We start from the raw sequence: 17406 nt of genomic DNA on the forward strand, positions 1-17406 counted from the left end.
ATCAAGATTGCAGCGCATCGGCCATGCGATCCAGCTTACCGCGGACCGTGCCGTCGATAACGAGATCACCGGCCTTGATGAGCACCCCGGCCATCAAGGACGCATCTGTGCTGCAATTCAGCTTCACTTTGCGCGCGAGACGTTGTTCCAGAGAAGCCTGAATATTGGCTTTCTGCTGGTCGGTCAGTTCGATCGCCGAAATCACGTCAGCCTGAACTTCTTTGTCCAGTTCAGCCTTGAGCGCGACGAATTCGGCAACGACCGCCGGCAGCACACCCAAGCGACCATTCTCGGCCATCACCCGGATCAGGTTCTGACCGTGCTCGTTGAGCTGCTCACCGCAGACACCGACAAACAGCTTTGCCAGTTCTTCGGCAGCAACGGAGCCGTTTACCAGGCTGTGCATGGTCTCGTTTTCTGCCACCTGAGCGGCGAAATCGAGCATCTCCAGCCATTGGTCAACCGCCTTGTGCTCAACGGCAAACTCGAAAGCAGCCTTGGCGTAGGGGCGAGCGATTGTAGTCAGTTCAGACATAGCCCCGTTCCCGTTACAGTTCTGCTACCAGTTTGTCGACGATGTCGCTGTTGGCAGCCTGGTCGATTTGGCGTGCCAGGATCTTCTCTGCACCCGCGATGGCAAGAGCAGCAACCTGCTTGCGCAGTTCTTCTTTGGCACGATGACGTTCAGCTTCGATCTCTGCACGGCCCTGAGCCAGGATTTTCTCCCGCTCAGCTTGGGCTCCGACAGCGGCCTCATCAATGATCTGGGCCTTGCGTTTGTTGGCCTGATCGATGATTTCAGCAGCCTGAAGCTTGGCTTCTTTCAGCTGATCGGTGGCGTTGGCCTTGGCCAGCTCCAGATCTTTCTTGGCACGCTCTGCAGAAGAGAGGCCGTCAGCGATTTCTTTCTGACGGGCTTCGATGGCAGCCATCAGCGGCGGCCATACGTACTTCATGCAAAACACTACGAAGATGAAAAAAGCAACTGCTTGGCCGAGGAGGGTGGCGTTGATATTCACAGCCGATGTCCTCTTTAGTTAGTTAATGGGTTCTGCGTGAGTCGTAATGACTTAGGCAACCGCAAACATCACATACAGACCCAGACCAACGGCGATCATCGGGATCGCATCCACCAGACCCATCACGATGAAGAACTGGGTACGCAGAACAGGGATCAGGTCAGGTTGACGAGCTGCACCTTCCAGGAACTTGCCACCCAGGATACCGATACCGATGGAGGCGCCGATAGCCGCCAGACCCATCATCATTGCAGCAGCGATGTACAGCAGGTCCATGTTCAAGTTTTCCATGAGGATCTCCATTTATTTAGATGTAATTGATTGTATAAAAAGGATTATTTGAGTTGCATCAACCATGGTCTTCCTGCGCCATCGACAGATAGACGATGGTCAGAACCATGAAGATAAACGCCTGCAAAGTGATGATCAGGATGTGGAAGATTGCCCAAGGCACGGACAGGATCCACTGTGACCACCAGGGTAACAAACCCGCAATCAGGATGAAGATCAGTTCGCCAGCATACATGTTGCCGAACAGTCGCAGACCCAATGAAACAGGCTTGGAAATCAACGTGACGGTTTCAAGGATGAAGTTAACCGGGATGGCAGCAGGGTGATTGAAAGGCTGAAGCGTCAGCTCCTTCACGAACCCGCTGATACCCTTGACCTTGATGCTGTAGTACAGGATCAAGAAGAACACGCCCAAAGCCATGGACATGGTGATGTTAACGTCAGCAGAGGGAACCACACGCAGATAGGGAACACCCATCAACTGTGCAGCGTGAGGGATAAAGTCAACGGGGATCAGGTCCATGAAGTTCATCAGGAAGATCCACACGAACACCGTCAGGGCCAAAGGTGCGATGACCTTGTTGCGACCATGAAAGATGTCCTTGACGTTACCATTCACAAACTCGACCAGCATCTCCACAAAGCACTGCAGCTTACCGGGCACACCGCTGGTGGCCTTGACGGCAACCTTGCGGAACAACCAGATAAACAGGGCGCCTAGCACGACGGAAAATATCATGGAATCGATATTCACCGTCCAGAACCCGGACCCTACCTGCAGGTGGGTCAGGTGGTGGGAGATATATCCCTGAGGAGTCAGGACTTCTCCGGTTGCAGACATGAGTTTTCCTAATAGTGGTTGTTAAGCGTGAATGAAACTATCCACTGTACAACGAGGGCGAGGATATAAGTGGCGAAGAACGAGGCGGTGTCGACCTCAATCCCGGCGCCAAACAGCAGGGCGAAAAGTCCTGTTGTAGTAATGAGCTTAATCCCTGCCCCACCATAAAAGTCCCGCAAAACCAGGCCTACGCTCTCTTTCGTCACCTTGCGGCGCAGAACCCAGAGCGTGAACAGGGCTTGAGGAACCCAGTACATCCCCCCTCCGTAGAGAGAGGATTGTCCGGCGAACTCTCCCGCCTGATAAAACCAGACGGTGGCGATCGCCAGGATCAGGACCAGCTGACAAACGAGCATAGCCAAGGCCAGCGTCAAACCTTCCAAGGCTATTTTCTGCTTCACCAACCTACCCCTGAACATTACAGAACTGTAAAAAATCGGGATCCGAAGACCCCAGGTTCACAGCTCGAAAAGCCGGTCAAATTATACCCGTGAAGACGGCTATTGCAACATGGCAAAAATCCTTAATTTTTGCGGCTTTCCGCGCGAAATTAAGGTTATGTTCATATCGAAAGTAATGGATGTTTTATTACTACAAAAAGCGTAAAAATCACGATTCTGACAGGCCAAAATAGCCCAATACCCGGTCCAAATCTGCCAAGTTATCGTAACTTATTACTAACTTGCCGCTATCTTTCTTGCCCGGCTGAAGTTGCACCTGATTGCCAATTTTTTCAGAAATCTGGCGCTCGAGATAACCAAACTGCGGATCGCGGACGGGTTCAACCCTGGTTTTTGCCGGTTCCAGTGCTTTTTGCACCAGCTTCTCGGTATCTCGCACTGTCAGCCCCTTCTGGGCCACCAGTTTGGCCAGCTCTGACTGGGCCTGACCGCTCAGGGCCAGCAGGGCACGGGCATGCCCCATGTCGAGGTCGCCGTGTTCCACGAAGCGCTTCACGTCCTCGTTGAGCTGGTTGAGACGCAGCAGGTTCGTGACCGTGGTGCGGGACTTGCCTACCGCCTCGGCAACCTGCTGGTGAGTCAGTTCGAACTCCGTCAGCAGGCGCTGGAGGGCGACGGCCTCCTCGATGGCGTTGAGATCTTCACGCTGGATGTTCTCGATGAGTGCGATGGCGACGGCCGCCTCGTCGGCGACATCCTTGACCAGGCAGGGCACCACTTCGAGACGGGCCAGCTGGGAGGCGCGCCAGCGGCGTTCACCAGCAATGATTTCGAAACGGTTTTCACCGATGGAGCGAACCACGATGGGCTGGATCACCCCTTGTGCACGGATGGAGTTGGCCAGCTCCTCCAGCGCATCCTGGGACATATCCTTGCGCGGTTGGTATTTGCCGGACTGCAACCACTCCACCGGCAGCTTGCGCAATTCCCCCTGATTGGTCGGGGCCATGGCCTGTTCGGTGCGCTGGTCGCTCATCACCTGTTTCTGGCGGGCGGCCGTGCTGGTGCTGAGCAGGGCGTCCAGCCCCTTGCCCAGCCCACGTTTCTTCGGCGTCATATGCTCTCTCGATCTGCGGTGAGCGGCTGGGACTCCTGCTCCTGGCGGCGCAGGATCTCGCCAGCCAGGGCCAGATAGGCCTTGGCCCCCACCGATGATTTGTCATAGTGCATGGCTGGCGCGCCAAAACTCGGCGCCTCCGCCAGTCTTACGTTGCGGGGAATGATGGTGCGATAGACCTTGTCCCCGAAATGCTGTTTCAGCTGATCGGACACATCATTGGCCAGCCGGTTGCGATGATCGAACATGGTGCGCAGCACCCCTTCGATCTTCAGCTCCGGATTGACCACGGCTGCCAGCTTGCTGATGGTGTCCACCAGGGCGGTCAGCCCTTCCAGCGCATAGTATTCGCACTGCATGGGCACCAGCACGGAGTCGGCGGCGGCCATGGCGTTCACCGTCAGCATGTTGAGAGAAGGCGGGCAGTCGATGAAGACGTAGTCGTACTTGTCCCTGACCGAGGCCAGGGCGTTGCGCAGGCGGATCTCGCGGGCAAAAAACTCCATCAGGCGGATTTCTGCCGCGGTCACGTCGGCATTGGCGGCAATCAGGTGATAGCCTCCCGAGGTTTCGGGGATGATCACCTCGCCGATGGGGGCATCTTCGATCAGCAGTTCATAGGCGGTGCGCTCGACATCGTACTTGTCGACGCCACTGCCCATGGTGGCATTGCCCTGCGGATCCAGATCGATCACCAGCACCTTGCGCCGGGTAGCGGCCATGGAGGCGGCCAGATTCACACAGGTGGTGGTTTTACCCACTCCACCCTTCTGGTTGGCTATGGCAATGACTTTTCCCACACTGTCCCCTAAATGAATGCGGCGGCCCTATTCGGGCTGGATGGCTTTAAACTCCAGCAGATGGCGTTCGCCTTCCAGTTCCGGCACCACCAGCTTGTGGGTGGCAACCAGACGAATGCTGTCAGGCAACTGTGCCAGTTCCTGCTCGGGGTATTGTCCCTTGAGCGCCAGGAAGCTGCCCTCGGGTGACGGCAGATGATGACACCAGCTCAGCATGTCCTCCAGGGAGGCGAAAGCCCGGCTCAGTACACCATCAAATCCTGTCTCGGGTTGATACTCCTCCACCCGGGATTTGACGGGGGTCACATTGGTCAACCCCAGCTCCAGGATCACCTGGCGGATGAAGTTGATTCGCTTGCCCAGGCTGTCGAGCAGCACGAACTGTTTGTCCGGATTGATGATGGCCAGCGGCAGTCCGGGCAGACCCGGACCCGTTCCCACATCGATGAAGCGTTCACCGTGCAGGTGAGGACTCACCACCAGGCTGTCGAGGATATGCTTGACCAGCATGGCGTCAGGATCTCGCACCGAGGTGAGATTGTAAGCCTTGTTCCACTTGTGCAGCAACTCGACCAACTGCACCAACTGGGTCTTCTGGGTTTCGGTGATAACAATTCCGGCCTGCATGAGCAGGCCGTTCAATCTTTGCAGCATGTTGTCCAACGGGGAATTCCTCAGGCGGTTTTACGCAGCAGGCCGTGTTTCTTCAGGTGCACCAGCAAGATGGAGATGGCGGCAGGGGTGATGCCGGAGATGCGGGACGCCTGACCAATGGTCTCTGGCTTGGCATCGTTGAGCTTGGCGATCACCTCGTTGGAGAGACCGTTCACGTCGCGGTAGTTCATGTCCAGCGGCAGCAGGGTGTTTTCGTTGCGCAGCTGTTTCTCCACCTCGTCGTGCTGACGCTCGATGTAACCGGCGTACTTGATCTGGATCTCCACCTGATCCGCGGCAGCCGCATCGGTCAATGCAGGCCCCACACCCTCGATGGCCATCAGGGCATCGTAGGTCACCTCGGGGCGACGCAGCAGCTCTTCCAGGCTCTGCTCCCGGGTCAGGGGAGTGTTGACCAGGGCGTTGACGGCCTCCAGAGACGGATGCTGCGGGTGGATCCAGGTCGAGCGCATGCGCTGACGTTCCTGCTCCACCTGTTCCACCTTGGCATTGAACAGGCTCCAGCGATGATCATCCACCAGACCCAGCTCGCGGCCGATGGCGGTCAGGCGCAGATCCGCATTGTCTTCCCGCAGCAGCAGGCGATATTCGGCACGGCTGGTGAACATGCGATAGGGTTCGCGGGTCCCCAGTGTGGAGAGATCGTCCATCATCACGCCCATGTAGGCCTGATCCCGGCGTGGGTGCCAGGCTTCCTTGCCCTGGGCGCGCAAGCCCGCGTTCAGACCGGCCATCAGGCCCTGGGCAGCGGCCTCTTCATAGCCGGTGGTGCCGTTGATCTGGCCGGCGAAGAAGAGGTTCTCGATGCACTTGCTCTCCATGTTGGCCTTGAGATCCCGCGGATCGAAGAAATCGTACTCGATGGCGTAGCCAGGGCGAGTGATATGGGCATTCTCGAAGCCACGGATCGAGCGGACGATCTGCACCTGCACGTCGAACGGCAGGCTGGTGGAGATCCCGTTCGGGTAGAGCTCGTGGGTGGTCAGGCCTTCCGGTTCCACAAAGATCTGGTGCGCCGTCTTGTCGGCAAAGCGGGTGATCTTGTCCTCGATCGACGGACAGTAGCGCGGGCCTATCCCCTCGATCACCCCGGCGTACATGGGGCTGCGATCCAGGTTGTTGCGGATCACCTCGTGGGTCTGCTCATTGGTATGGGTCACGTAGCAAGGCATCTGGCGCGGATGCTGGCTGGCGTTGCCAATGAAGGAGAAGACCGGGCGAGGATCGTCACCATGTTGCTGCTGCATCACGGAAAAATCGACGGTGCGTGCATCGATGCGTGGTGGCGTGCCCGTTTTGAGGCGATCGATGCGCAGCGGCATTTCACGCAGGCGCTGGGCGAGGGCAATTGAGGGAGGATCCCCGGCGCGGCCCCCTTTGTAGTTCTCCATGCCGATGTGGATCAGACCATTGAGGAAAGTGCCAACGGTCAGTACGACCGTCTTGCCGCTGATGCGGATCCCGCTCTGGGTAACGACCCCGGCGACGCGATCCCCGTCCATGACCAGATCGTCACAGGCCTGCTGGAAGATCTTCAGGTTCGGGTAGTTCTCCAGGGTCTGACGCACCACAGCCTTGTACAGCAGGCGATCAGCCTGGGCACGAGTAGCCCGCACCGCAGGGCCCTTGGAAGAGTTGAGCGTGCGGAACTGGATCCCGCCGAGATCGATGGCCTGCGCCATGATCCCGCCAAGGGCGTCGACTTCCTTGACCAGGTGTCCCTTGCCGATCCCGCCGATCGCCGGATTGCAGGACATATGCCCCAGCGTATCTATGTTGTGGGTGAGCAACAGGGTATTGAGACCCATACGGGCTGCCGCTGTTGCTGCTTCGGTTCCTGCATGACCGCCACCGACGACGATCACATCAAATTGTTCATGGTATTGCATTGGGGATCACCTTGATCTGCACGCCTGAAGATCTTTGTTTGCCTGGTCTGAAGGGCGGATCATTCTATCTGTTTAGCATCCGGAGGGGAACGTCTACTTCAGGATCAGTATGGATCAGGGAGAGGTTAAATAGATCTTAAGGATCTTTAGATCGATCTTTTATTGGATATTTTATTAGGATCCGCGACTTCTGTTGATAAGGCATTTTTGATCATAAAGATCATTCGGTTAAGGTCGATCGCTGCTTGTGGAAAAGCTTGGATCCAGAGGGGGCGAACGGGGGGATAACATGGGTTTTTATACACAGATACATGGTCGGCAAGATCTAATACATGAATAACTATAGGTTTTGCAGAGCTTAGCACCTAAGTTATGCACAATTATCCGAGCTCATGTGGGGAGCTCTCGGGAAAAACTTATCCGGATCCACCTGTTAATAACCTGGTGGATAGGGATCTGGGGATAACCAGGGAGATCGGAGGTCGTGACCGGATCTCCCTGGCCCTGATCAGCCGATCAAGGTCATCCAGTCGTGGATCCAGGTTTCTGCGGCATCTTCGGGGATCTCGTGCTGGGTCACGTCTATTTCCAGGAGATCCCCCAGTCGGCTGGCACCGCACCCGGCCAGCAGCCGATCCAGCGTCTTGCCGCCCTGGCAGAAGGTGTCATAACTGCGATCCCCCAGGGCGATCACTCCGTACTTGAAGGCGGCGAGATCCGGCTGCTGTTCGGCAAGATCCCGGGCAAAGGGCTGCAGATTGTCGGGTACATCCCCCGCACCATGGGTGGAAGTGACCACCAGCACGATGGCTTCTGGCTCGGTCAGGATCCTGGCCAGGCTGGCGGGGTTGTGGATCTCCGCCTGGTGGCCCGCCTGTTCAAGCAGGCCGACCACATGATCTGCGACATATTCGGAGGCCCCCAGCATGGAGCCGACGACGAGGTTGAGTTTGGCCATGGAATGGATCCTGATGTCATCGAAAAAGTGAAGAGGGGGGATCTTACCGCCAAAGCATGTGGATAAATATGGATAAAGCTTGGGGATAAGGATCCTGTCCACTTTTTTGCAGCCAAAACCGGCCTCGTGGCCACTGTGGCGCCTTCTTTCCGCCTGTTGCGACCTCATCGCACATTTCGTTGTCAAACGACACTTCAAAACATCAATTAACAATGCAGATGCAAATGATTAGCAATTATTGAATCGATTCGATCACGGCACCTGTAGTAGCATGGCGCTGCTTTATTCGCCTGAGGCGCCGGGCTGACCGGCCCAATTGGGCACCCATAATAAGAAATCAAACATAACTTATTGATATTTGAGACACTTATATGATTGCGCAAAAAAATACCCCGAATGCCGTGATGCGAAAGAGAGGCGCACAGCTGCTGCCGCTCTCCTGTCTGCTGGCGTCCCTGCCCGTGTTGGCGGCGGAACAGGCGGATAAAGAGTTGCCCAAGGCGGGCGAAACCATGGTCGTGACCGGGACCGCCATGAAGGTCGAGGTCCCCATGGCAGAGACCCCCCGTGCCGTTTCCGTGGTCAATCGCGAAGAGCTGGACCAGCACGCCGTACTCAAGCTAGACGAGTCCCTGCGCTATCGCTCCGGCGTCCTGTCCCAGTCCTATGGTTCGGACACGGATGCTGACTGGTTCAAGGTTCGCGGCTTCGATGCGGCTTCTTACCTGGATGGCAACCGCCTGTTCAGCACCGGTTACTATGTCTGGACCCCGGAGCCCTTCGGCCTTGAGAGCGTGGAAGTGCTCAAAGGCCCGGCCTCCATTCTGTATGGCGAAGCCCCTCCCGGAGGCGTCATCAACGCCATCAGCAAGCGTCCGACCGCGACCCCGCAGGGACTGGTGAACCTTCAACTGGGCAACCGGGATCTGCGCCAGGTCGGGGTGGATGTCTCTGACTCTCTTACCGACAACAGCCGTTATCGTCTGGTGGCCCTCTACAACGAGCGGGACGGCGTGCTGGATGGCACCTACAACGAGCGCGCCTATCTGGCGCCGAGCGTGACCCTGGATATTTCGGATCGCACCACGCTGACGCTGCTCTCCAGCTTCAAGCACGATGAAGGGGTGCCGACCAACGGCTTCTTCCCGGTCTATGGCACCCTGAATACCTCCGGCGGCCAGATCGATCCCTCCACCAACCTGAGCCAGCCGGATTACGATCGCAATCGCAATACCCAGATCTCCGCCGGGTACGAGCTGGCCCACCAGCTCAACCAGACCTGGGAGTTCAAGCAGAACGTTCGCTTCAACTACAACGATCTGCTGCTGCGCCAGACCTATATCTTCCCGACCTATGAAGGCACCACCGCCTACCGCGGCCTGGTCTACCGGGATGGGGATACCAAGAGCGCCACCATGGACAACCAGATGGTGGGCTACTGGAACACCGACAGCACGGAGCAGACCCTGCTGCTGGGGGTGGATCTGCAGCGCCATGTGAATGAAGGTCAGGAAGCCGACAACTATGGCATGGGCGCTATCAACACCATGAACCCGGATTACAGCGGTTTCCCCGGTTTTGATGAATCCACCGCGACCCACCAGAAGAGCACCAAGGGTCAGAGCGGCCTCTATGCCCAGCACCAGATCCGCTGGGATGATCGCTGGCTGCTGACCGCGGGCGGTCGTTTCGATTACGTGGAAACCCACAACATCAGCGAAGCCAAGAGCAAGAACGAGAAACAGTACGACGACAACCTCTCTCTCTCCGGCAGCCTGATGTACCTGGCCGACAACGGTCTCTCCCCTTACTTCGCCTATGCGGAATCCTTCGAAGTGCTGCCGGGGATAGACCCCAACACCGGCAACTCCTACAAGCCGCTGGAAGGCAAGCTCTACGAGACCGGGGTCAAGTACGCACCCAGCTTCCTCGATGGCTACATCAACCTGGCGCTGTTCGATCTGGAGCAGACCAACTCCCTGGTCTCTACCGGCTCCGGCCAGCAGACCCAGGCCGGTGAAGTGACCTCCCAGGGGGTCGAACTGGAGGGGAGCGTGCAGGCCACCGAGGCGTTGCGCCTGACCGCTGCCTATACCTATACCGATGCCAAGACCAACGACACCGGCAACGGCGATCGTCGTGCGAGCCTGATCCCGCGCCACCAGGCCTCCTTCTGGGGCAACTACAAGGTGCAGCAGGGCCCGGTATCCGGTCTTGAGCTGGGTTCCGGCGTGCGCTATGTGGGTTCCAGCGTCGGCATCGGCGCGGTGAATGCGGACTACACTCCCATCTATGGTTCCGCCCAGGTACCGGCACACACTGTATGGGATGCGATGATCGGGTATGACTTTGCCAAGAACTGGCGTGCCCAGATCAACGTCAACAACCTGCTGAACGACACCTATGTGGCGAGCTGCGACTACTACTGCTACTACGGCGAGCCGCGCAGCATAGTCGGCACCGTCAACTACCGCTGGTAAGCGACAGGCCGGGCGGGGGCGAAGGCTCCCGCCCTCCTTCCATTCATCTACAGGCCTGTCATGGAACTCTTGTCACTGGTTTATCGCCAATACCGTTGGCCCTTCATCGCCATTACCCTGCTCAGCCTGCTGAGTGCTGTCAGCGGGATAGGCGTCATTGCCTTCATCAATCAATCACTTATCGAATCAGTCGGGGATCCGCTGCCGATCCTGGGTCAGCTTGTCGGCCTTGTCTTGCTGCTGCTGGTGGTCACGCTCGGATCCCAGCTGGCCCTGACCACCCTGGGTCACCATTTCGTCTACCGGTTGCGTGGCCGCCTGCTCAAGCAACTGCTGGATACCGACGTCGCCCGTCTGCGTCAAATAGGGCAGGGGCCGCTCCTGGCCTCCCTTTCCAGCGACATCGGTCAGATCACCATCGCCTTCGTGCGCCTGCCGGAGCTGGTACAGGGTCTGGTGCTCACTCTGGGCTCCATCATCTACCTTGGCCTGCTCTCTCCCGCCTTGCTCGGTGTTACCGCCCTCTGGGTCACCGTGACCATGGTGGTGGGCTGGCTGCTGGTGAACCGGGTCTATCGCCACCTGGCGCACATGCGCCAGGCCGAAGACAGGCTCTACCAGAACTACCAGTCCATCATCGCCGGGAGCAAGGAGCTGGCGCTCAACCGCGAGCGTGCCCACTTCGTCTACCACCAGCTCTATGAGCAGAATGCCCGGGACTACCGGGAGCAGATCATCCGCGCCGATACCTACCACCTGAGCGCGGTGAACTGGTCGAACATCATGATGCTGGGTGCCATCGGCCTGGTCTTCTTCCTGGCCAACGGGCTGGGCTGGGCCAACACCAATGTGGCCGCCACCTTCGCCCTGACCCTGTTGTTCCTGCGCACTCCCTTGCTGCAAGGTATCGGAGCCCTGCCGACCCTGATCGCCGCCCAGGTGGCGTTCGACAAGATAGCTGCCCTCAATCTGGCAGAGCCGGACGAAGCGTTCCCGTTGCCGCCTGCGCCTCGCCCCTGGCAGCGCATCGAGCTGGATCAGGTGAGCTTTCACTACCAGGGGGAGGGCGGTTTCTCCGTGGGCCCCATCAATCTGGTGATCGAGCGGGGGGAGCAGATATTCCTCATTGGTGGCAACGGCTCCGGCAAGTCGACCCTGGCCATGCTGCTGACCGGGCTCTGTCAACCGGTCTCTGGCCGGATCCTGCTGGATGGGGAGCCGGTCACCGATCGCAACGGCTATCTGGGGCTCTTCTCCGCCATCTTCACCGACTACCACCTGTTCCAGCATTTGCTGGGGCCCGAGCCGAAAGAGGCGCTGGTCGCCGAGTGGCTTGAGCGGTTGCAGATGGGCAGCAAGCTTGCCATCAAGGATGGCTTCATCGCCGATATCGACCTCTCCCAGGGCCAGCGCAAGCGGGTCGCCCTGCTGCTGGCCCTGGCAGAGCAGCGGGAGGTGATGCTGTTCGACGAGTGGGCTGCGGATCAGGATCCCCAGTTCCGCCGCATCTTCTATCAGGTGCTGTTGCCGCGCCTGAAAGAGATGGGCAAGACGGTGATCGCCATCAGCCACGACGATCACTACTTCTCTCTGGCCGATCGCCTGCTGGAGATGCGCCAGGGCCGCCTCACCGAACTTACCGGCGAGCAGCGCGAGCAGGTGAGCCGGGATGCGGTCGCCCATCTGGATGGCAAGGTGCCGGCCTGATGCTGGCACCGATGAGACTGGCAGCAAGCCAGCACAGGAATTGCTTATGTTCGAGATGAAATCCGCCAGCTTCGCGGTCAATGACCGCACGCTGCTGCACCCCACCAGCCTTCGCTTCGAGCAAGGTCGGGTCTATGGCCTCATCGGCCACAACGGGTCGGGCAAATCGACCCTGATCAAGCTGCTGGCGCGCCAGCAACCCCACAGCGGCGGGGAGATCCTGTTCGATGACCAGCCGTTGTCTGCCTGGGGCAACCGGGAGTTTGCCCGTCAGGTGGCCTATCTGCCCCAGCACCTGCCGAGTGCCGAAAACCTGCTCGGCCGCGAACTGGTGGAGATGGGGCGCTACCCCTGGCGCGGACTGCTGGGCCGGATGGGAGCGGAAGATCACCGTCAGGTGGAGCGTGCCATCGCCCTGACCCACACCGAACGCTTTGCCGATCGGCTGGTGGATACCCTCTCCGGCGGTGAGCGGGGGCGAGTCTGGCTCGCCATGCTGCTGGCTCAGGAGAGCCGTTTCATCCTGCTGGACGAGCCGCTGGCCGCCCTGGACGTGGCCCATCAGGTGGAGGTGCTCACGCTCGTCAAGCAGCTCAGCCGCCAGCTCAACCTCGGGGTCATCATCGTCATTCACGACATCAACATGGCCTCCCGCTTCTGCGATCGGCTGGTGGCGCTGCACTCCGGCCGTCTGCTGACCCACGGCGAGCCCGAACAGATTATGACAGGGGAGACCCTGAACGCCATCTATGGCATCCCCATGGAGGTCATTCGCCATCCGGCCCATGACCACGCCATCGCCATCGTCTGACCGGGGGCCGCTCTTGAACCGTTTATTGAAGATGGCGCCCTGTCTGCTCAGTCTGCTGCTGCCCCTGGCAGGGGAGGCCGGGCAGCTTGTCACCGCCACCGACGCCACCAGCGCTACGCCTCGCATCGCCACAGTGGACTGGACCATAGCCGAGACCCTGCTGGCTCTGGGGGTCACCCCGATGGCGGTGGGGGATGTGGCCCCCTATCGCGCCTGGGTCGGTGAACCCCAGCTTCCTGCCGGGGTGATCGATATCGGGCTGCGTGCCCAGCCCAACCGGGAACTGTTGGCGGAGCTCAAACCGGATCTTATTCTCATCTCGCCGCTGGCGGCCCCCCTGGCGCCGACTCTCTCCCGCATCGCGCCGGTGCACTCCATCGCCCTGTATGAACCGGGCACCGATCTGTGGCTGCGACTGCGGGAAGCGACCCTGACCATAGCCGCCCTGGTCAACAAAGAGACCGAGGCCGAACGCCAGCTCGCCGCGCTGGAGCTGGATCTGGAACAGATGCAGGCGGCGCAGCCCGCCGATCTGCCCCCCTTGCTGGTGGTGCAATTCATTGATGAGCGCCATGTGCGGGTGTTTGGCCATGGCAGCCTGTTCGAGGCAGTGATGCAGCGCCTCGGCCTTCGCAACGCCTGGCAGGGAGAGACCAATGCCTGGGGATTCTCGGTCGCGAGCCTGGAGCAGTTTCTCGGGATGTCGGAGGCCAGGCTGGTGGTGGTGGACCCCGTGCCCGTAGGAGTTGGTGAAAAACTTCAGGAGCCTGGATTGTGGCAGCATCTCCCGCTGGTACAGAACAATCCGGTGATCCATCTGCCTGCGACATGGAGTTTTGGTGGCATATTGGCGGCCCGCCGCTTCGCCACCCTGCTGGACGGTGCCTTGCGGGAGCAGGCTGTCCACAGAGCAATCGGGGGATCAAATCAATGAGCTCTTCTCTTTCTTCGCCCCTGCTGCGCCCGGGTCTCTGCCTGTTGGTGCTGACACTGGGGCTGGCTTGCACCGAGCTGGCGCGTCAACTGCCGGGGGCGCTCTGGTGGCAGGCCCTGTTCTCCCCCGAGCTGGACGATGCCCGCCAGGCGGTGGTTCATTTCAGCTGGCTGCCGCGCCTTGCCATCTGCCTGCTGGCCGGTGCCGCCCTCGGGCTCGCCGGTACCCTGATGCAGCAGGTGCTGCGCAATCCCCTGGCCTCGCCCACCACCCTGGGGGTGGCCTCCGGCGCCCAGCTGGCGCTGATGATGGTGACCCTGCTCGCCCCCTCCTGGCTGCTGATCGGGCGGGAGTGGATCGCCATGGCCGGGGGAAGCCTGGCCATGGGGCTGGTCTTCGCCCTGGCTTGGCGCCGTCAGCTCAATCCCGTGGTCATCGTCTTTGCAGGGCTGGTGATTAACCTCTATCTGGCCGCCATCAGCATGGGATTGCTGCTGTTCTTCCAGGAAGAGCTCAAAGGGTTGCTGGTGTGGGGGAGCGGATCTCTGGCCCAGAACAGCTGGAGCGGCGTCGGCTATCTGCTGCCACGGTTGCTGCTGGCCGCGATGCTGGCGGTGGTGCTGGTGCGCCCGCTGGCAGTGCTGGAGCTGGACGATGCCAGCGCTCGCAGCCTGGGGGTCTCTCTCAAGCACCTGAGATTCGCCGGCCTCGGCCTCGCGGTGTTTGTCACCGCCTGCGTGGTGAGCGTGGTGGGGCTGATCGGTTTTATCGGGCTGGCGGCGCCCGCCATGGTGCGGCTGCTGGGGGTCAGAAAACTGGCCCAGCGGCTGCTGTGGGCACCCATCCTCGGCGCCCTGTTGCTGGCGGCCACCGATCTGCTGCTGCAGACCCTGAGCCGGTTCTGGCCTGTGCTGATCCCGACCGGCGCCATGACGGCCCTGTTGGGGGCGCCGCTGCTGCTCTGGCTGATCCCGCGTCTTGGTATCAAGCAGAGTGCGCCTAAGGCGAACTCCTCTCTGTTGTTGGCCCGCCATCCGGCGCCGACTCGCCTTGTCGGCCTGATGGTGTTGGGGCTGGCTGTGGCGGTGATCGCCTCCCTGTTGTTTGGGCAGGGGATGGGCGGCTGGGGCTGGCCGAGCTGGCTGCGGTGGCAGGCCCAGCTGGAGTGGCGCTTGCCGCGCACGCTGGCAGCGGGTGCCGCAGGCGTGTTGCTGGCGCTGGCAGGCACCCTGTTGCAGCGAGTCAGCAACAACCCCATGGCGAGCCCCGAACTGCTGGGGGTGAGCGGTGGCACCTTCATGGGGGTGATTGCGGCGGCCCTGTTGCTGCCCGCCTTGCCGCTGCCCATGCTGCTGCTAGGGGGGCTGGTGGGCGCCTTCGCCTGCCTGCTGCTGCTGGTGCTTATCAACCGGCGCAACGGCTTCCAGCCGGAGCGGATACTGCTGTCTGGCATCGCCATCACGGCGCTGTTCGAGCCGTTGCAGGCCATCGCCCTGGCCAACGGTGACCTGCGGGTGCAGCAACTGCTCTACTGGATGTCCGGCTCCACCTATTACGTCACCCAGCCGGTGGCCCTTGCCCTGGTGGTGTTGGCGCTGCTGATGCTGGCAGCCTGCCTGCTGGTGAGCCGCTGGCTCGATCTCATGCCCATGGGGCCGGCGGTAGCGACGGCTCTGGGGATCCACCTCGGCCGCGCCCAGCTCACCATCCTGCTGCTGGTGGCCGTGCTCACCGCCAGTGCCACCATGGTGATAGGCCCGCTCTCCTTTGCCGGTCTGCTGGCGCCGCACCTGGCCAGATTGATGGGGCTGGTGAGGGCGCGCTGGCACCTGCTCGGCGCCGCAGGCTGTGGCGCTTTGCTGATGGTGTCGGCGGACTGGATCGGCCAGCAGATCCTCTTTCCCCAGGAGGTGCCCGTCGGTCTGGTCTCCACCCTGTTAGGGGGTGCTTACTTCATGTGGTGCCTGCGCCGCCTCTAGGTCGGTGGATGAAAAGCGCACAAAAAAAGCCCGGGATGAACCCGGGCTTTTCATTGCCTGCTCTGCGGACTTACTTGCCGATGCAGAAACTGGAGAAGATGCGGCCCAGCAGATCGTCGGAGCTGAACTCGCCGGTGATCTCGGAGAGGGACTCCTGCGCCAGGCGCAGCTCTTCGGCCACCAGCTCGCCGGCCACGAACACTTCCAGCTGCTCCTTGGCCACCAGCAGCCGCTCGGCGGCGCGTTCCAGCGCATCCAGATGGCGGCGGCGGGCCATGAAGCCCCCCTCGGTGTTGCCCTGGAAGCCCATGCAGGCTTTCAGGTGCTCGCGCAGGGCGGGCAGCCCCAGCTCGGTCTTGGCGGAGATGCGGTAGACGGCGTGGCCCTGCTCCTGACTCGGAGCCAGATCCTCGCCGGTCAGGTCGGCTTTGTTGCGCACCACGGTGAGGCCGATCTTTTTTGGCAACCGATCAACAAATTCCGGCCAGATCTCCCGCGGGTCGACCGCATCCGTGGTGGTGCCATCCACCATGAAGAGCACCCGATCGGCCTGTTCTATTTCGGCCCAGGCACGCTCGATGCCGATTTGCTCCACCTTGTCCTGGGTATCGCGCAGGCCGGCGGTGTCGATGATGTGCAGCGGCATGCCATCCAAATGGATGTGCTCGCGCAGCACGTCGCGGGTAGTGCCGGCGATCTCGGTGACGATGGCGGACTCGCGGCCGGCCAGGGCGTTGAGCAGGCTCGATTTGCCGGCGTTGGGGCGACCGGCGATCACCACCTTCATCCCTTCCCGCAGCAGGGCGCCCTGCTTGGCCTCGCCGCGCACGGCATCCAGTTCGTCCATGATGGCGTAGAGATCGCCAGCCACCTTGCCGTCGGAGAGAAAATCGATCTCCTCGTCCGGGAAGTCGATGGCGGCCTCCACGTAGATGCGCAACCGGGTGAGGCTCTCCACCAGCTGCTGCACCTTGCCGGAAAACTGGCCCTGCAGGGAGTGCATGGCGCTGCGGGCGGCCTGCTCGCTGGAGGCCTCGATCAGATCGGCGATGGCCTCGGCCTGGGCCAGATCCAGCTTATCGTTGAGGAAGGCGCGCTCGCTGAACTCGCCGGGACGGGCGGGGCGGATGCCCTCGATCTGCAGGATGCGGCGCACCAGCATGTCGAGGATGACGGGGCCGCCATGGCCCTGCAGCTCCAGTACGTCTTCACCGGTGAAGCTGTTGGGGGCCTTGAACAACAGGGCTATGCCCTGATCCAGCGGTTGGCCCTGCTCGTCCCTGAATGGCAGGTATTCGGCATAGCGCACCCTGGGCAGCCTGCCGAGCACGGTTTCGGCGACCCGCTCGGCGGCGGGGCCTGAGACCCGGACTATGCCGACGCCGCCACGGCCGGGGGCGGTGGCCTGTGCCACTATGGTGTCTGTTGTCATCTTGCTTGACTCGTCTGTTCGGTGATTGCGGACATTGTAATAAAAAAGGCGGCCCGAAGGCCGCCTCTTTTG

At 60.6% G+C, this 17406-nt stretch carries 16 protein-coding genes; 5 read left to right on the forward strand and 11 right to left on the reverse strand.

Going from position 1 to position 17406, the window contains the following annotated elements; translation table 11 throughout:
- Position 1 precedes the first annotated feature (1 nt).
- The 10 genes from atpH to mioC all read right to left on the reverse strand — a co-directional run bounded on the left by atpH (position 2) and on the right by mioC (position 7991).
- Positions 2 to 535: a F0F1 ATP synthase subunit delta gene (gene atpH, locus ACB037_RS18250; RefSeq protein WP_010672263.1), complete on the reverse strand. Its 534-nt coding sequence runs from the start codon at positions 533 to 535 to the stop codon at positions 2 to 4.
- 13 nt (positions 536 to 548) lie between these two features.
- Positions 549 to 1019 carry a F0F1 ATP synthase subunit B gene (gene atpF / locus ACB037_RS18255; RefSeq protein WP_010672264.1) on the reverse strand — a complete coding sequence of 157 codons (471 nt, stop codon included), beginning with the start codon at positions 1017 to 1019 and terminating at the stop codon, positions 549 to 551.
- 51 nt (positions 1020 to 1070) lie between these two features.
- The gene (gene atpE, locus ACB037_RS18260; protein ID WP_010672265.1) at positions 1071 to 1310 is read right to left on the reverse strand and encodes a F0F1 ATP synthase subunit C; all 240 of its coding nucleotides are present in this window, start codon (positions 1308 to 1310) and stop codon (positions 1071 to 1073) included.
- 58 nt (positions 1311 to 1368) lie between these two features.
- Entirely contained in the window at positions 1369 to 2151 is a 783-nt protein-coding gene (atpB, locus tag ACB037_RS18265; protein WP_010672266.1) for a F0F1 ATP synthase subunit A, read from the reverse strand.
- Between the two features lie 8 nt (positions 2152 to 2159).
- On the reverse strand, positions 2160 to 2570 hold the full coding sequence (locus tag ACB037_RS18270; protein WP_010672267.1) for an ATP synthase subunit I: 411 nt from the start codon (positions 2568 to 2570) through the stop codon (positions 2160 to 2162).
- A gap of 190 nt (positions 2571 to 2760) precedes the next feature.
- Positions 2761 to 3669: a ParB/RepB/Spo0J family partition protein gene (locus tag ACB037_RS18275; protein ID WP_010672268.1), complete on the reverse strand. Its 909-nt coding sequence runs from the start codon at positions 3667 to 3669 to the stop codon at positions 2761 to 2763.
- On the reverse strand, positions 3666 to 4469 hold the full coding sequence (locus tag ACB037_RS18280; protein WP_029313362.1) for a ParA family protein: 804 nt from the start codon (positions 4467 to 4469) through the stop codon (positions 3666 to 3668). The genes ACB037_RS18275 and ACB037_RS18280 overlap by 4 nt, the downstream gene beginning before the upstream one ends.
- Before the next feature lie 27 nt (positions 4470 to 4496).
- Positions 4497 to 5123 carry a 16S rRNA (guanine(527)-N(7))-methyltransferase RsmG gene (gene rsmG, locus ACB037_RS18285; RefSeq protein ID WP_010672270.1) on the reverse strand — a complete coding sequence of 209 codons (627 nt, stop codon included), beginning with the start codon at positions 5121 to 5123 and terminating at the stop codon, positions 4497 to 4499.
- Positions 5124 to 5143: 20 nt separating this feature from the next.
- Positions 5144 to 7033 carry a tRNA uridine-5-carboxymethylaminomethyl(34) synthesis enzyme MnmG gene (gene mnmG, locus ACB037_RS18290; protein ID WP_010672271.1) on the reverse strand — a complete coding sequence of 630 codons (1890 nt, stop codon included), beginning with the start codon at positions 7031 to 7033 and terminating at the stop codon, positions 5144 to 5146.
- 508 nt (positions 7034 to 7541) lie between these two features.
- Entirely contained in the window at positions 7542 to 7991 is a 450-nt protein-coding gene (mioC, locus tag ACB037_RS18295; protein ID WP_039040628.1) for an FMN-binding protein MioC, read from the reverse strand.
- Between the two features lie 371 nt (positions 7992 to 8362).
- Between mioC and ACB037_RS18300 the strand changes: the two genes are divergently transcribed.
- From ACB037_RS18300 to fhuB, 5 genes are read left to right on the forward strand one after another with little or no spacing between them, the layout of a single operon-like run.
- On the forward strand, positions 8363 to 10471 hold the full coding sequence (locus ACB037_RS18300; RefSeq protein WP_041214177.1) for a TonB-dependent siderophore receptor: 2109 nt from the start codon (positions 8363 to 8365) through the stop codon (positions 10469 to 10471).
- 60 nt (positions 10472 to 10531) lie between these two features.
- Positions 10532 to 12178 carry a multidrug ABC transporter permease/ATP-binding protein gene (locus ACB037_RS18305; RefSeq protein WP_371175694.1) on the forward strand — a complete coding sequence of 549 codons (1647 nt, stop codon included), beginning with the start codon at positions 10532 to 10534 and terminating at the stop codon, positions 12176 to 12178.
- A 46-nt stretch (positions 12179 to 12224) separates the two neighbouring features.
- A complete protein-coding gene (locus tag ACB037_RS18310; protein WP_010672275.1) occupies positions 12225 to 12989 on the forward strand; it encodes an ATP-binding cassette domain-containing protein in 765 nt (254 codons plus the stop codon).
- A 31-nt stretch (positions 12990 to 13020) separates the two neighbouring features.
- Positions 13021 to 13923, forward strand: coding sequence for an ABC transporter substrate-binding protein (locus ACB037_RS18315; RefSeq protein ID WP_371175716.1), 903 nt, complete (start codon positions 13021 to 13023; stop codon positions 13921 to 13923).
- Positions 13920 to 15902 carry a Fe(3+)-hydroxamate ABC transporter permease FhuB gene (gene fhuB, locus ACB037_RS18320; protein WP_371175695.1) on the forward strand — a complete coding sequence of 661 codons (1983 nt, stop codon included), beginning with the start codon at positions 13920 to 13922 and terminating at the stop codon, positions 15900 to 15902. The genes ACB037_RS18315 and fhuB overlap by 4 nt, the downstream gene beginning before the upstream one ends.
- A gap of 70 nt (positions 15903 to 15972) precedes the next feature.
- Here fhuB and mnmE read toward each other — a convergent pair whose 3' ends face one another.
- Positions 15973 to 17334, reverse strand: a complete 1362-nt coding sequence (gene mnmE / locus ACB037_RS18325; protein WP_371175696.1) for a tRNA uridine-5-carboxymethylaminomethyl(34) synthesis GTPase MnmE — start codon at positions 17332 to 17334, stop codon at positions 15973 to 15975.
- Positions 17335 to 17406 lie beyond the last annotated feature (72 nt).

Source organism: Aeromonas sp. S19(2024) (genome assembly GCF_041402625.1).
GTDB lineage: Bacteria > Pseudomonadota > Gammaproteobacteria > Enterobacterales > Aeromonadaceae > Aeromonas > Aeromonas caviae.

What these genes read in the sequence shown, in the direction of transcription:
- atpH (WP_010672263.1), bottom strand. Translation starts at nt 535, where the DNA reads ATGTCTGAACTGACTACAATCGCTCGCCCCTACGCCAAGGCTGCTTTC.
- atpE (WP_010672265.1), bottom strand. Translation starts at nt 1,310, where the DNA reads ATGGAAAACTTGAACATGGACCTGCTGTACATCGCTGCTGCAATGATG.
- atpB (WP_010672266.1), bottom strand. Translation starts at nt 2,151, where the DNA reads ATGTCTGCAACCGGAGAAGTCCTGACTCCTCAGGGATATATCTCCCAC.
- ACB037_RS18270 (WP_010672267.1), bottom strand. Translation starts at nt 2,570, where the DNA reads ATGTTCAGGGGTAGGTTGGTGAAGCAGAAAATAGCCTTGGAAGGTTTG.
- ACB037_RS18275 (WP_010672268.1), bottom strand. Translation starts at nt 3,669, where the DNA reads ATGACGCCGAAGAAACGTGGGCTGGGCAAGGGGCTGGACGCCCTGCTC.
- rsmG (WP_010672270.1), bottom strand. Translation starts at nt 5,123, where the DNA reads ATGCTGCAAAGATTGAACGGCCTGCTCATGCAGGCCGGAATTGTTATC.
- mnmG (WP_010672271.1), bottom strand. Translation starts at nt 7,033, where the DNA reads ATGCAATACCATGAACAATTTGATGTGATCGTCGTCGGTGGCGGTCAT.
- mioC (WP_039040628.1), bottom strand. Translation starts at nt 7,991, where the DNA reads ATGGCCAAACTCAACCTCGTCGTCGGCTCCATGCTGGGGGCCTCCGAA.
- ACB037_RS18300 (WP_041214177.1), top strand. Translation starts at nt 8,363, where the DNA reads ATGATTGCGCAAAAAAATACCCCGAATGCCGTGATGCGAAAGAGAGGC.
- ACB037_RS18305 (WP_371175694.1), top strand. Translation starts at nt 10,532, where the DNA reads ATGGAACTCTTGTCACTGGTTTATCGCCAATACCGTTGGCCCTTCATC.
- ACB037_RS18310 (WP_010672275.1), top strand. Translation starts at nt 12,225, where the DNA reads ATGTTCGAGATGAAATCCGCCAGCTTCGCGGTCAATGACCGCACGCTG.
- ACB037_RS18315 (WP_371175716.1), top strand. Translation starts at nt 13,021, where the DNA reads ATGGCGCCCTGTCTGCTCAGTCTGCTGCTGCCCCTGGCAGGGGAGGCC.
- fhuB (WP_371175695.1), top strand. Translation starts at nt 13,920, where the DNA reads ATGAGCTCTTCTCTTTCTTCGCCCCTGCTGCGCCCGGGTCTCTGCCTG.
- mnmE (WP_371175696.1), bottom strand. Translation starts at nt 17,334, where the DNA reads ATGACAACAGACACCATAGTGGCACAGGCCACCGCCCCCGGCCGTGGC.